The 13,434-nt window shown below is 70.2% G+C and carries 13 protein-coding genes and 2 pseudogenes; 8 read left to right on the top strand and 7 right to left on the bottom strand.

Translation table 11 applies throughout. The features are described from left to right. The first annotated feature begins 85 nt into the window (after positions 1-85). The 5 genes from OG496_RS53945 to OG496_RS53965 all read left to right on the top strand — a co-directional run bounded on the left by OG496_RS53945 (position 86) and on the right by OG496_RS53965 (position 4,831). Positions 86-523 (top strand): TAXI family TRAP transporter solute-binding subunit, encoded by a 438-nt coding sequence (locus OG496_RS53945; RefSeq protein WP_405976316.1) that lies wholly within the window; start codon positions 86-88, stop codon positions 521-523. A 136-nt stretch (positions 524-659) separates the two neighbouring features. After that, positions 660-1,853, top strand: coding sequence for a sensor histidine kinase (locus OG496_RS53950; protein ID WP_405976317.1), 1,194 nt, complete (start codon positions 660-662; stop codon positions 1,851-1,853). Beyond that, complete coding sequence (locus OG496_RS53955; protein ID WP_405976318.1) at positions 1,850-2,509, top strand: response regulator; 660 nt, start codon at positions 1,850-1,852, stop codon at positions 2,507-2,509. Before OG496_RS53950 ends, OG496_RS53955 begins: the two co-directional genes overlap by 4 nt. 111 nt (positions 2,510-2,620) lie before the next feature. Next, complete coding sequence (locus OG496_RS53960) at positions 2,621-3,262, top strand: GPP34 family phosphoprotein (protein ID WP_405976319.1); 642 nt, start codon at positions 2,621-2,623, stop codon at positions 3,260-3,262. A 21-nt stretch (positions 3,263-3,283) separates the two neighbouring features. Continuing rightward, entirely contained in the window at positions 3,284-4,831 is a 1,548-nt protein-coding gene (locus OG496_RS53965) for a carboxylesterase/lipase family protein (RefSeq protein WP_405976320.1), read from the top strand. A gap of 216 nt (positions 4,832-5,047) precedes the next feature. Here OG496_RS53965 and OG496_RS53970 read toward each other — a convergent pair. The 6 genes and pseudogenes from OG496_RS53970 to OG496_RS53995 all read right to left on the bottom strand — a co-directional run. Continuing rightward, positions 5,048-5,623, bottom strand: a pseudogene (locus OG496_RS53970) (nitroreductase family protein); the annotation flags it as partial. A 385-nt stretch (positions 5,624-6,008) separates the two neighbouring features. Continuing rightward, positions 6,009-6,743, bottom strand: a complete 735-nt coding sequence (locus tag OG496_RS53975) for an NADPH-dependent F420 reductase (protein WP_405976321.1) — start codon at positions 6,741-6,743, stop codon at positions 6,009-6,011. A gap of 105 nt (positions 6,744-6,848) precedes the next feature. Continuing rightward, positions 6,849-7,442 carry a TetR/AcrR family transcriptional regulator gene (locus tag OG496_RS53980; protein ID WP_405976322.1) on the bottom strand — a complete coding sequence of 198 codons (594 nt, stop codon included), beginning with the start codon at positions 7,440-7,442 and terminating at the stop codon, positions 6,849-6,851. Between the two features lie 245 nt (positions 7,443-7,687). After that, positions 7,688-8,527 (bottom strand): helix-turn-helix transcriptional regulator, encoded by an 840-nt coding sequence (locus OG496_RS53985; protein ID WP_405976323.1) that lies wholly within the window; start codon positions 8,525-8,527, stop codon positions 7,688-7,690. Between the two features lie 511 nt (positions 8,528-9,038). Further along, positions 9,039-9,788: an SDR family oxidoreductase gene (locus tag OG496_RS53990; RefSeq protein ID WP_405976324.1), complete on the bottom strand. Its 750-nt coding sequence runs from the start codon at positions 9,786-9,788 to the stop codon at positions 9,039-9,041. A gap of 527 nt (positions 9,789-10,315) precedes the next feature. Further along, entirely contained in the window at positions 10,316-10,471 is a 156-nt protein-coding gene (locus tag OG496_RS53995; RefSeq protein ID WP_405976325.1) for a hypothetical protein, read from the bottom strand. A gap of 255 nt (positions 10,472-10,726) precedes the next feature. Between OG496_RS53995 and OG496_RS54000 the strand changes: the two genes are divergently transcribed. Together OG496_RS54000 and OG496_RS54005 are read left to right on the top strand one after the other, a co-directional pair. Continuing rightward, the gene (locus OG496_RS54000) at positions 10,727-10,915 is read left to right on the top strand and encodes a hypothetical protein (RefSeq protein WP_405976900.1); all 189 of its coding nucleotides are present in this window, start codon (positions 10,727-10,729) and stop codon (positions 10,913-10,915) included. After that, positions 10,885-11,277 (top strand): annotated as a pseudogene (locus OG496_RS54005) (Tn3 family transposase); the annotation flags it as partial. The gene OG496_RS54000 and the pseudogene OG496_RS54005, both read left to right, overlap by 31 nt. A gap of 75 nt (positions 11,278-11,352) precedes the next feature. Here OG496_RS54005 and OG496_RS54010 read toward each other — a convergent pair. Beyond that, positions 11,353-11,829, bottom strand: coding sequence for a MarR family winged helix-turn-helix transcriptional regulator (locus tag OG496_RS54010; RefSeq protein WP_405976326.1), 477 nt, complete (start codon positions 11,827-11,829; stop codon positions 11,353-11,355). A gap of 68 nt (positions 11,830-11,897) precedes the next feature. Here OG496_RS54010 and OG496_RS54015 point away from each other — a divergent pair, with 68 nt between their 5' ends. Continuing rightward, positions 11,898-12,821 carry an alpha/beta hydrolase gene (locus OG496_RS54015; protein WP_405976327.1) on the top strand — a complete coding sequence of 308 codons (924 nt, stop codon included), beginning with the start codon at positions 11,898-11,900 and terminating at the stop codon, positions 12,819-12,821. Positions 12,822-13,434 lie beyond the last annotated feature (613 nt).

Below are 13,434 nucleotides of genomic sequence, written 5' to 3' on the forward strand. Positions count from 1 at the left end.
CCCAAGCGATCAACTACCGGACGGGGGTGGCTGCTGCGGTTGGGGTGCTGCGCCGTTGTACTGCAGGTTCGCGATGGGGGTGACCATGGACCCGCTGGCCGACGCTCTGAGAGCGGGCTCGGTCGACGCGTTGCTCGTGGCGGGCGGCGTACTGCTGCCGGCTCTGTCCGAACTCGATAACCGGTTCGGTCTGCGTTTCCTGCCGCTGGCCGGTCTGCTGCCCCGGCTGGGCGGACAGGGCGGCCAGGCGGGCTCGGGCCTGGAAGAGGTGTCCCTGCCGCAGGGCGCGTACCGGGCGGCGGGCGGGGTCGCCACCATCGGAGTGTTCAACCTGCTGGTGTGCCCCGAGCTGCCCCGCAGCGTGGCCGAGGCGCTCACCCGTCTGTTGGTCCAGCGCGCAACCGAACTCGTTCCCCCCAACGCCGTCGGCACCCAGTTCCTCGACGTCCGCAGCCTCATCGGCACCGGCGCCGTCCCTCTGCACCCAGGGGCGATCGCGGCCTACCGTGCGCTGCACGGCTGAGCCCTGGACGACGTTCCGGGCATCCGGCCGGATCGTCGATGACGACCTTGCCGGTGTATCGCGGTACCAGTGACCAGCGCTCATTGTGACCTGCGGGTCCACGGGTCGCGCCGTGGCCGCTGGATAGGGTGGGGGAGTGGACCGCAGCAGCAGACAGCCGGGCGATGTGTTCGCCGGGGAGGCGCGGAGCGAGCTGTCGCCGCGGGCGGTGCGGGCGCTGTGGTGGGGGTCGGCCGGTCTGGTGCTCGCCGTACCCGGTACCGCGGTGCTCGTCGCCGGCGCGGAGCGCGGTTGGCGACTGTTCGTGGCCGTGGCCCTGGTTCTTGTGCAGGTCTGCGCCCTGAGACGGCAGGTGCGGGCCCCGGTCGCCGTACTCGCAGTGAACGCGGCGACGGGGATCGCGGTGTGGTCGCTGCTGCCCTCGGTGTCCTTGACGGGGGCGCTGCTCGCGGCGCAGGTCACGTTGTGCGTGCTGTCGGCCACCAGGCCGCGGCGGGCGTCGGTGCGGGCGCTCGCGGCAATGTGCTTGCCGGTGCCGCTGGCGTTCGGGGCAGGGGGTGGCCCCACGGGGGTGGCGGTCTGTCTGCTGGCGGTGGTCCTCGCGTGGACCGTGGGCCAATGGCGCCGGGCGCAGCATGCACGGACGGCAGCGGAGATGCGCCGGGCCGTGGTCGAGGAACGGGCGCGGATCGCGCGCGAGGTGCACGACGTGGTGGCGCACACACTTTCCGTGATGCTCATCCAGGCGGGTGCCGCGGACGATGTGTTCGCGGAACGCCCCGACCAGGCCCGTCAGGCGCTGCGGGCCATCGAGGCGGGCGCCCGCTCGGCGCTCGGGGAACTGCGCCTGCTATTACAGGCGTTCGGACCCGAGCCCGGGGAGGCCGAACAGGCCGGGGGCGGCGGGGCGGCCCGTGAGCAGCTGGAGCCGGGGCCCTCGCTCGCCCGCCTGGACGGGCTGGCCGACCCCGTGCGGGCGACCGGGATGACCGTGAGCGTGCACCGCGAGGGCGCCTTCGACGGGCTGCCGGCCGTGGTGGACCTGGCGGCGTACCGGATCGTCCAGGAGGCTCTCACCAACACGCTGCGTCACGCGGTCGGCGCCGACGAGGTGGGCGTGTGCGTGACGGTCGAAAGGGAGTGCGTGAAGATCTCGGTGGTCGACAACGGGCGTACGCCACAAGGCCGTTCGGACGCGGCGGGAGCGGGACGCGGTCTGGTGGGGATGAAGGAGCGGGCACGGCTCGTGGGTGGCAGCCTGCGCGCCGGTCCGTTGCCCCAGGGCGGGTTCGAGGTGGCGGCGCGGCTGCCGGTGGAGCGCGTGTCATGACGCTGCGTGTGGTGGTGGCCGACGATCAGGCCCTGGTCCGTACCGGATTCCGCATGATCATCGACGCCCGGGACGACCTGGAGGTGGTCGGTGAGGCGTCTGACGGCCGGGAGGCGGTGCGGCTGACGCGGGAACTGGCACCTGACGTGGTGCTGATGGACGTACGCATGCCTGTCATGGACGGCATCGAGGCGACCCGGCGGATCGCGGAGTCGGGCAGTGCGGCCCGGGTGCTCGTGCTGACCACCTGGGACCTGGACGCGCACGTGCTCGCCGCGCTGCGGGCGGGGGCGAGCGGTTTCCTGCTCAAGGACATGCGCCCCACCGAACTCGTCGACGCGATCCGCCTCACCGCGCGCGGCGACGCGCTGCTGGCACCGGCCGTGCTGGGCCGCGTCCTCGACCGGTTCCTGCGCACCACGCCCGACGCGGCGGCGCCGCCCTCCCTGCGGGATCTCTCCGGCCGCGAGCGGGAGGTGTTCACCCTGATCGGGCAGGCGCTGTCGAACGCGGAGATTGCCGAGCGGCTGCGCCTGTCGGAGGCCACCGTCAAGAACCATGTCACCGCGGTACTGCGCAAACTGGGCCTACGCGATCGTGTCCAGGCCGTCGTCGCCGCCTACGACCATGGCCTCGTGCAGCCGCACCGCCCCTGACAACACCTCCTCCTCAAGGAGGAGGCCGGGCCGCGGTCCTCCTACGTTCCCAGTGCCCTTCCGTTCCCGTGGCCGATCCGGGGCCGGGGTTCCCGGCCGTAGCGTCGAGGTGTGAACGACGATCTGGCCTGCCTCATGTATCTGCTCGCCCACGACGACGCGGCCGAGGGCCCCTACGACCGTTCCCGCACCCGATTGCTGGTGCGTGCCGCCGCCCTGGTCGACCTCGCGTCGCGCGGCCGGCTGCAGGAGGACGGCGGCGGCAAGGTCACCGTGTCCGGAACCCGGCCGACCGGTGACCCGGTCCTGGACGGCGTGCTGCGCGACGCCGCCGCCGGGCACGGCTGGAAGAACCTCGTCCGCCGCCACCGCAAGCAGACCCTGACCCAGGTGGAGGACCGGCTCGTCGCGACGGGAGTACTCACCGTGCAGGCGCCCCGCATCCCCTTCGGTACCCGGCGCCTGACCGTGACGGACCGCGCCGTGCCCGCCGTACTCCGCGCCCGGGTGTCCGAGGCGCTGCACGGAGACCGGCCCGTCCGGGAGCTCCCCGCCGCCGATGCCGCGCTGCTGGCGCTGGCCGCGGCGGGCGGCATCCGCTCGGTGGTCCCACGGCAGGACCACAAGACCTTCCAGGCCCGTATCGACGCCTGCACGGGGTCGCTGGCCGCCCTCGCGCCGGGCCTGGAGAAAGCCGTACGCACTCTGCCGATGACCATGATCGCCGCGAAGGGCGGCATGGGCGGCAGCTGACCGAACGGGGAGACGACGACCATGCACCGCGTCCTGACCACCCTGGGCTGCGCCCTGACCGCCGTTCTCGCGACGGCCTGGTCCGCAGCGCCGCCGACCCGGCCCGCCGTCACCACGGTTCGTATCCACGACGGCCTGGTGCGGGGTACCGCCCACAACGGTTACCGCACTTTCGAGGGCATCCCCTACGCGGCGCCCCCAGTCGGCAGCCTCCGCTGGGCGCCGCCCCACCCCGCGGCCCCCTGGCCCGGGGTGCGGGACGCGACCCGGCCCGCGAGCGCCTGCCCGCAGCCGGCCGGCGAGGTGCCGGGCGGCAGCACCGACGAGGACTGTCTCCACCTGAACATCACCACGCCCGACGACGCGGGACCCGCGCACCCCCGCCCGGTGATCGTGTGGCTGCACGGCGGCGGCTTCACCACTGGGGCGGGCAGTTCCTACGACGCCCACCGCATGGCCACCCGCGGCGACGTCGTGGTCGTCACCGTCGACTACCGCCTCGGCGCCCTCGGTTTCCTCGCCCACAGTGGGCTGCCCGGCTCCGGCACCTTCGGCCTGGCCGACCAGCAGGCGGCACTGCGCTGGGTCCGCGCCGAGATCGGCGCCTTCGGCGGGGACGCGCACAACGTGACGCTGGCCGGTGAGTCCGCCGGCGGCTACAGCGTCTGCGCCCAGCTCGCCGCACCCGCCGCCGCGGGCCTCTTCGACCGGGCGATCATCGAGAGCGGCCCGTGCACAGGCCGCCCCGACCGTCCCTTCGCCCCGTCCTCCGTCCCCCTGTCCACGGCGCGCGCCACGGGCACGGCCTTCGCGGCAAAGGTCGGCTGCGGCTCCACCCACGACGTCCTGTCCTGCCTGCGGCGCGCGTCCGCCCCGCGCCTGCTCGCGGCCCAGGCCACCGACCAACAGCCCGCCTACGCCACCCCGTTGCTGCCCACCGACCCCGCGGCGGCGATCACCGCCGGCCACTTCCACCACGTCCCCGTCCTCATCGGCAACAACCACGACGAGGGCAACGGCTGGGCCGCCGGGATCATCCAGGCCGGCAACCCCGTCACCGCCGACACCTGGCCCGACGTCGTGTCCGCCTTCTTCCCCTCCGCGGGGCAGGCCAGGGCGATCGTTCGCGAGTACCCGGTGCACCGCACGGACGGAGGCCCGGTGTTCGGCGCGGTCATCGGCGACGCGAACTTCGCCTGCCCGACGGCGCGCACCGACGCCCTGCTGGCCGCTCAAGTTCCCACCTGGCGTTACGAGTTCGCTGACGAGCACGCCCCACCGCTCACCTCCGGCACACCGCCGTTCCCACTCGGCGCACCGCACGCGAGCGAACTGCCCTACCTGTTCGACCTGGGAGGCCGCCCCCGCGACCTCACCGCGGCACAGCACCGACTGGCCGACACCATGATCGACTACTGGACCCGCTTCGCCCGCACCACCGACCCCAACGGCCCGTCATCACCGCACTGGCCCCGGCGCACCGTGCTCTCCCTCGCACCGGACCACATCGCCCCCACCCACACGGCGGAGTCCCGCCACCACTGCGCGTTCTGGAACACCCACAACTGACCCCCCATGAGGGCCTGCCGCCCCGCCCAACAAACAAGCCCCAGGCCACTGACCTGGGGTTTCAAAAAGAGCGGGTGACGAGAATCGAACTCGCACTCTCAGCTTGGGAAGCGACGGCGCTTGTCGGGACGGATGGCTTCTGACCTGGGCATACGCGCTCAGGCGTGGTGTCAGGGAGCGCAGGATCGCACCGTTGTTGACCGTGGTTTGCCGGTCTTATGGGCACGCTTTGGGCACGCAGTCGGGTTGGAAGTGTGGAGGCCCCGTCTTGGCGGCTGACGAGCGGCCGAGCCCTGGAAGCGATCGTTTGTCGGGAGGCCGCCGTTGCAGGAGTAGATGGAGGAGTTTGAGCTCCGCGGGGACACCGAGGAACTCGCGGACGGTGTCGGCGTAGACGCCGAGTACGGTCTGCGGGATGCCGGCCAGCCCCCGGGCCGCCAGCGAGAGCAGTAAGTTCTGCGCGTACATGCCCATGTCGCCGGCCGTCCGTACCCCGTCGCCGAGTGGCGGCATGAACAGGAAGGCGGCATGGGAAGCGCCGTAGATCTCCAGGTTCTCGCGGACCGCCGCCCTCCTGCCGTCCCGGTCCGAGCGCTCGATGCCCCGGGCCTGGTAGACACTCGCGTCCAGGGCCTGCGACCGCTCAAGGTAGATGCTCTCCTCGCTGTAGCCATCGGTGAAATCCTGCGAGGTCCGCCCCTCCTCCTCGGCCCGGAGCAGCTCTTTGCCCAGGGCGTTCCGCGCCGCACCCGAGACGACGTGCACCGTCCATGACTGGGTGTTGCTGTTGGAAGGGGGCCGTCTGTGCGGATTCCATTACGCCGCGGATGTCCAAAAGGGACAGGGCGGTGGGCAGGAACCGCCGGGGGAGCGTCGGGAGCGTGCGATGTCGGTGAAGGGTGATGCGGTGCCGGGCAGGGGGGTTCCTCTCCCTGCCGCAGCAGTCACCGCCACGACGGCCGCGGCAGAGCGCGGTACGGCAGGCCATGCGACGAGGCAGCTGACGTAAGGGCTGGGCGCGGGACGCACCCTCTGCGGGCACCGGCAGGCAGCGGCGTGCCGGGACTGCGGGTCGCAGCGCGGGGGATTGTGCGCTCTTCGTGTTCGTCGTGTGTTCGTGGGCTGCCGACGCTGACGCTCTCGTGCCGTTGCGTGCACGAGAGCGGCGTCGGGTGTCTCAGCGGTGGGCGGCGCGGTTCATCTCGACGACGTCGTCGACGGTGGGGTTGGCCGGGAGGGCGGCGAAGCGTTCGGGGAGGCTGTCGCGGATGGCCGCGTCCTTGACGCGGTCGGCCGCGGCCAGGGCCGCCGGCAGTTCGTCGAGGGTCAGTTCGGTGCAGTAGGCGGGGCCGTTGGGCTGCTGGCGCCAGGAGTCGGCCAGTGTGCCGGTGTCGTAGGGGTCGAAGCCGGTGTCGTCCACCAGCTGCATGGCCACCTTCCGTGCCTCCTCGGAGTCGCCGGCGACGGGGATGGCGAGGCGGCCGGGTGTTCCGGCCGGGACGCCCTTGGTCCGCTGGGTTTCGGCCAGTGCGGCGTTCCACGCCTTGACCACGGGGCGGCCGAGCAACTCGGCGGTGTACACGCTGTCGATCTGGCCGTTGTCCACGGCTTCGATGTGCCCGTAGAGGTGCGGGTAGTAGTTCGCGGTGTCGATGACCACCGTCTCGGCGGGGACCGACGCGAACAGGTCCGCCAGCTGGCCCGCCACCCCGAAGGGGATGGCCAGGACGATGACGTCCCGGCCCTGGACGGCGTCGGTGAGGTCTCCCGCGCGGGCCCCGGACTCCAGCACCTCGGCCCGGACGGCCTCGGGGCCGCGGGCGTCGGCCACCTGGACGTCGTGACCGGCCGTGCTGAGCTTGGCGGCGAGGTTCCCGCCGATGGTTCCGGCGCCTATGACAGTAATTTTCATGATTCGTTCCTTAGGGGGTCATGCCGCCGCTGAGGGCAGCGCGATGTGATGGATGGGTGGTGGTGCGCCCCGGCGTTGCGGGGGCGGAGCGGGGTGCCTGGCGATTTACGCCTGGGTGTCCTGCTGGAGGTAGCCACTCGCGATGAGCGTGCGGAGCCGGTCGAGCGGCTCCCTCTCGGTGCCGGTGCCCTTGATCCAGGCAACGGAACAGGCCGCGAGGAACAGGTCGTGCCCCCGCACCGACGCGCGCACGCGCCCCGCAAGCTGGGCGGCTCGCACGTATTGATCGGTGGCGGTGATGAGGATGTCGCAGGGGATGGTGAGGGGGTTGTCCGGCTCCTGTGCCCTGGCCGCGGCCATGAGCGGGTCCGGCAGTCCGCTGAAGGCGCTGAAGTACTCCTCCATCGCCCGCAGCCACTGCTCCAGCGCCTCGGCGGGGTCGCCGAGTTGCTCGATGTCCGCCTGGCGGGCCACCAGTTCTTCGGAGCGCGTCTGCAGCACGGCCGCCAGCAGCGCCTCCCGGGTGGGGAAGTGTCGGTACAGAGTGGCGGGCCCGACGCCTGCCTCCTTGGCCACCGCCTCAAGGGAGGTGCCGACCCCGTGCCGCAGGAAGTGACGCTGCGCGGTCTCCAGGAGGGCCGCGCGGTTGCGCTGGACGTCCGCGCGGGGCTTGCGTTCCCGCAGTTCACCGGCGCTCATGCGCCCTCCTGCCTGCCGTGATCGTGCGGCCGCATCAAAACGGATGCTGCCTCCGTATATATTGGAGAGTAAAGCGGAGGCAGCATCCGGTCAAATGGGCGGCCTGAGCGCGGAGCCCGGACAGCGCAGGGGGCCGACATACTTGGCCGTAGAGCGCGGGGCAAAAGCCGTGCGGGCTGCACCATTCCAGGGTGCCCTTGTCCGGCCCCTCCCGCGTCGAGCCCAACCCGGTCCCCGTTAGGACGTCAGGGGGTGAGCTGCTGGTGCCCTATGACGGAGAGCAGTTCGAGTTTGCTGTGGCTCTCCGTGCCGGGGCGAGTGGTCAGCACCACCAGAGTTTGGGCGCGGTTCTCGGTGTACAGGAGCTGGGCGTCGACGTCGATGCGGCCGAGTTCGGGATGGAGGACGGTCTTGCAGTCGTCATAGCGTCGGGCGACCTCCTGAAGTTCCCACATGCGGACGAACTCGGGGCTGTGTTCCTGGAGTTCGGCAAGGATCCGGGCGGCTCGGGGGGTGTCGCTGCCGGCCGTCAACGCGGCCCGCAGGCGCGCTGCCTGGGCGCGGCCGTGGCGCTCGCGGTTCTCCTCGGGAACCATCAGACGTTCGGCCGGGTCCATGAACCAGCGGTAGTAGGCGCTGCGGGCCAGGCCGGTGTGGCGGGTCTGGTCGCCGAGCAGCGCGACGGCCAAGCAGTTCATCGCGAGGGTGTCGACCAGATCGGTCTGCACCATGGCCGGGGAGTCGTCCAGACGGTCCAGGACCCGCATCAGGGTCGGGCTGACATGTTCGGAGCGGTGGAAGCGAGCCGGGGCGTTGTGGCCGATGAGCACGAAGAGATGGTCGCGTTCGTCCAAGGACAGCCGCAGCGCCCGGGCGAGAGCCGCGGTGATCTGGACGGAGGGCTGTGGGGCACGCTGCTGTTCGAGGCGGGCGTAGTAGTCGGTGGACATGCCGGCGAGCTGCGCGACCTCCTCGCGGCGTAGCCCTTGCGTACGCCTGCGCGGTCCTTCGACCAGCCCGACGTCTCGGGGGCGCAGCGTCTCACGCCGGTGGCGCAGGAATTCCGCCAGTTCCTTCTTGTCCATGCCCCCATCCTCGCCGCATCCCGCCCGGCTATCCAGAGACCGCCGATCCATGGCTGAGCACACCCCTCCCATCCGCGCAAAGCCGCTCGTACGGGCGACTCCGCTAGCGCTCGCAGCGAGACGTCCCGATGGTCACCTGATCTGCATGAACCGCTGGGAAATGCGTCGACCGTCGGCGGCGCGCCGCAGGCCGACGGCAGGGAAGACGGCCCGCCACGACGGTCCCCGTCGAGGACGCCCGACGCCTTGGACGGGCCCCGGGCCTCGCCGCTCGGCCTGGCGGACACGACGATGTTCGCCGTGTCAGACGGGCGCTCGCGTGTCTCTCGGCGCTCAGGACGAAGCCGGTCGCCTCCCGTGGGACGAGCGGGGCGAAGCCGAAGACGCTTCCCTACCGTTCCGCGTCTTCGGTGAGGACCGCCCGAGGCGGGTCCAGCTCGCGGTCGTCCCTGATGTGGCCCCCACAGGACCTGCCTGCGTGCTGTTGTTCCGCGTCGGTCCTACAGGTCGGTCAGCTGCCGCTGATCATGGCGAGAACATCGTCGTAGGAGTCGTTGGCCACCGCGTCGCGGATGAACCTGGCGCGCTCGACGACAAGCTCCTTCGCGTCGGGCTTCTTGCGCAGCAGGTCGAGGGTCTCGGTGAGGAAGTCGTCCAGCGGCATGGACTGGTCGCTGTCCTGCTGGCCCAGCAGGGTCGTTCGCACGCCCGGCGGGACCACCTCGATCACCTGGACGCCGGCGTCAGCACCTGAGAGCTGGATGCGCAGGCTCTCGGAGAAGGAGTGCAGCGCGGCCTTCGTCGCGCTGTAGGTCGGGGTGCTCGGGAACGGGACGAACGCCAGCGCGGAGGTGACGTTCATGACGACCGCGTCGTCCTTGCCCATCAGCAGGGGCAGGAAGGCGTACGTCATCCGGATCGTGCCGAGCAGATTGGTCGCGATGTGATCCTCGGCGACCGGGAGTTCGGCCGGGTCGAGGAGGTTCTCCAGCAGCATGATGCCGGCGTTGTTGACCAGGACGTTCAGTCCCGGGTGGCTCGCCGCCACGGTCTTACAGGCCTGGGCGATCGAGTCGGGGTCCGCGACGTCGAGGACGAGCCCGTCGATGCCCGGGTGCTCGGCCGTGATCTCGTCGAGGAGTTCCTTGCGCCGGCCGGCGACGACCACCTTGTTGCCGGCCTCGTGCAGACGCAGGGCCAGACCGAGGCCGATGCCCGAGGTTCCGCCGGTGATCAGGATCGTGTTGCCGGTCAACTTCATGGGGACTTGCTCCTTCGGTACAGCGGGCCGGTGAGCGCCCGCAGCCTCGACCGTAGGAGCGCCCGCGCAGGGGCGGGAGAGGAAGGTTTATCCATGGATCGGCGGTCTCTGCCTCAGGAAGTGCCCCCGTGCAGCGGATCTGGTGCCGTGGACGATGGAGGTGGCGGCGATGGTGACGTCGATGCCGAGACGGTCGGCTCGGATGAGATGACGTCCAGCGCGGTGACCGAGCCGCCCAGCCCCTCCATGGTGGCTCTCAGTGGGATACCGCGTTGCCTGCCGTGCGACTTCGAGCCGGCTGGTCATCGAGTAGAAGACGCTAGGCGTGCTCACGGAAGGGTCCTCATCTGTCCTGGTGCGCGGCGGCCTGGGGGATGCCGCTGGTGGGTGACGTATATGCCGTCGAGGGGTGACTGCACTCGACGGGCACGGCTACGTGTCCGTGCCGACCTCAGGGCGTCCACGATGACGCAGGCAACGGTTCGTGCCACGTACTCCTCCAGGTCGGATCGTGAAGTGGGTGCGGGTCAGATGGTGAAGTGCTCGGGGTCGGCGGCTTTCCAGTCCCTGTGACCACCCAGCATCTCCAGCATCCGCCGGGCGCCGGACGGCCAGGAGAAGACCCGGCGCACGCCGAGACCGTCGATGCGGCGCACGCCGACTTCGGCGCCCCTCAGTAGCACGACACCGTGCCCGCCTTTCCCATAGGAATCGGTACACATGCACCGGTCACACCGTGATGAATAATCCGGGCAGCAGCCGTCTGAAAGGATCCACCGCCTGAGGAGATTCATGGATCACCTCGTTGTTCATGTCCGGGCCGTCGAGGCTGTGATGCTCGCAACCGCGCTTTTCGCCCTGCTTGCTTTTCCGCTGTACCTGCGCCAGGCATACCTGTGACCGCGGCTGCCGCCGCCAATGCGGATCCGCTGTCGGGAGTGAGCGCGCCGATATCGACCTCGGACTGTCTGGCGAAGGCGAAGTCGTGCGGCTACTCGCCCCCGCAGTACCGGACCGCGTACAACCTGGACCCGCTCTACCGGGTCGGAATCACCGGCAAGGGCCGCACGATCGTGATCGTGGACTCCTACGGCTCCCGGTCGACGACACCTACCGCCGTCAGATGAACTGGCAGCTCACCGTCCAGGAATCCCGCCACCGCCTGGCCCGCGCGATCTGCCGCGGCGGACGCGGCCAGATCCGCCAGGCGTACCGAGAGTGCCAGGAGGAGCAACTCGCCACCCTCGGCCTGGTTCTCAACGCCGTGGTGCTGTGGAACACGCGCCACCTGGACGCCGCCGTCGCCCAGCTCCGCACTGAGGGCCACGGCATCAAGGACGAAGACGTAGCCCGGCTCTCCTCACTCAAGGACCGGCACATCGACTTCCTGGGCCGCTACCTGTTCAACATCAGGGCCAGCGGCCCTGGCCAAGGCCTGTGCCCCTTCCGGGACACGGGCGCCGTGGAGGATGCCGAGGACGAGGACTGATACCGCACACCTGGCCCGTTGGGCTGTTTGTTGCACCCCGTGCGGGCCGGGCGCCGCTGCCCGGGGCCGAGCCCGTCAGCCTGTGGGCGTGCCGACCTGGTTGCGTTCGAGTACGGAGCGCAGCTTCGAGAGAGCCTGTGCAGCGGCCGAGGCCGAGGAACTCTCGAGAGTGCCTCCGATCAGCTCGGCCACCGCATCGGTGAAGGTTTTCTCCGCCGCGTCAACAAGCTGCGAACCGTCGTTGGTCAGGGCCAGGAGTGAGGACCGGCGATCGGATGGATTCGGCTGCCGGACTGCCCATCCCTGCCTTTCTAGACGGTCGACGGTCTTGCTGGTCGCGCCGATGCCGATAGCGAACTCGGTGGCAAGGTCCGCCACGCGGGACTCCGGGTGGTCGCGCAGGTAGCGCAGTGCCTCGAACTGCGAGGTGACGATGCCGTGCCGCTCACGGAGACGGTCGTTGAGGGCGTTGTACAGGCGCGTCTCGCATCGGACCAGGTCGGCGAAGAAGCCCGGGAGGTCGACCGTCTTACCGCTCGCTTTAGATGCCACGGCATATAGTCTACACTAGATGCCGTGGAATATAGTTCTGAGGAATGCATTTACGAGGGGGCAAGCATATGAGTAAGGAACAACGTGCGCAGATCGACGCGATGCTGCGGCAGCCGCGGCCCGAGGGCCCCCGGTCGGTCGAGGCGATCCGAGCCGGATTCAAGGCGCTGATGGCCCAGATGATCGTGCCCGACGGCATCCGCACCGCGCAGACAACTCTCGGCAACCGACCCGCCCTGCATGTCGAGCCGGACAACGAACCGCACGCCGGGACGATCCTGTACTTCCATGGCGGCGGATGGGTGTACGGCTCCCCCGAAAGCGTGCTGTCGCTGACGGGACACCTCGTCGCCAAGACCGGCTTCGGGGCGTACTCGCTGGACTACCGGCTTGCCCCCGAGCACCCGTTCCCGGCCGCGATCGACGACGCACTGAGCGCCTACCGCGCTCTCCTCGACAGCGGTCAGGACCCTTCGGCCATCGCGTTCGCCGGGGACTCCGCCGGCGGCGGCCTCACCGTCACGACCTGCCTGGCCGCCCGCGACGCCGGCCTCCCGCTGCCCGCCGCCATCGTGACGTTCTCCCCGGGCCTCGACGCCACCCGCACGGGCAAGAGCATGGACACCAAGGAGGGCATCGACCCGATCCTCACCCGCAAGTCCGTGGAACACACCGGAGCCATGTACCTCGCCGGACAGGACCCGCACCAGCCCATGCTCAGCCCGGCAGTCCTCGCCGACCTGACCGGCTTCCCCCCGATGCTCATCCAGGTGGGCACGAACGAGATCATGCTGGACGACTCGACGCGCCTGGCCGCGCGCGCGAGGGCAGCCGGAGTGGACGTCGTCCTGGACATCACCGCCGACGTGCCGCACGTGTTCCAGTCGTTCGCCGGTGTCCTGGACGAGGCCGACGAGGCACTGGACCGCGCGGCTTTCTTCCTCGGCCAGCGCATCCGCGCCGGGGGTACAGCACACACGTCAGCAGGGTAGGGCCACCCCCGGCCTCACTCGGGCTATGACCTCCGCCCCGGGCTTTGCCGCCGTTACCTTCCAGACGGTCGGCCCGAGGCCCATCCTTCCCCGGGGCCTCCATCCTGAGTCGCAGAGAAGAGCGATTCCCCTAGGAACGGTCCCAGTCAATCTTGAGAGGGCGTCAAGTCCCGTTCTGATGATGTGGTGTCGCCCTTGTGTGGGTCATGAGACGGTTCCGTCCTCGTGTCATGTCGTGGTTCTTGTCCCGGCTCATGCGCAGGGCCGCGGTGCGCCGGAAATCGTGCATCGTGCAGTTGGTGTCGAGGGCAGCGTTGATCCGGCGGAACACTGCCCGCAGGGCCTCGTAATTCATGAGCTGGAGCCGTAGTCCATCTGCGGCGTCGAAGCGTCCACCAGATCGGGCAGTTCGGCTCCAGTGGTGCGAGTGCCGCCAGATAGAGGCGGAGCCAGGCGAAGGAGTCTGGACTGGCCGGCAGCCATTGCGCATCGCCGCTGCCCTTGCGGCTGACTCGCACCAGCTGGTCGCCCCAGTCCAGGTCGACGCCCCGGATCCCGAGTACCTCGCCAGCTCGGGCCGCGTTGCTGATGTCCAAGGAGAGGATCGCGCGAG

Source organism: Streptomyces sp. NBC_00988 (assembly GCF_045162645.1).
GTDB lineage: Bacteria > Actinomycetota > Actinomycetes > Streptomycetales > Streptomycetaceae > Streptomyces.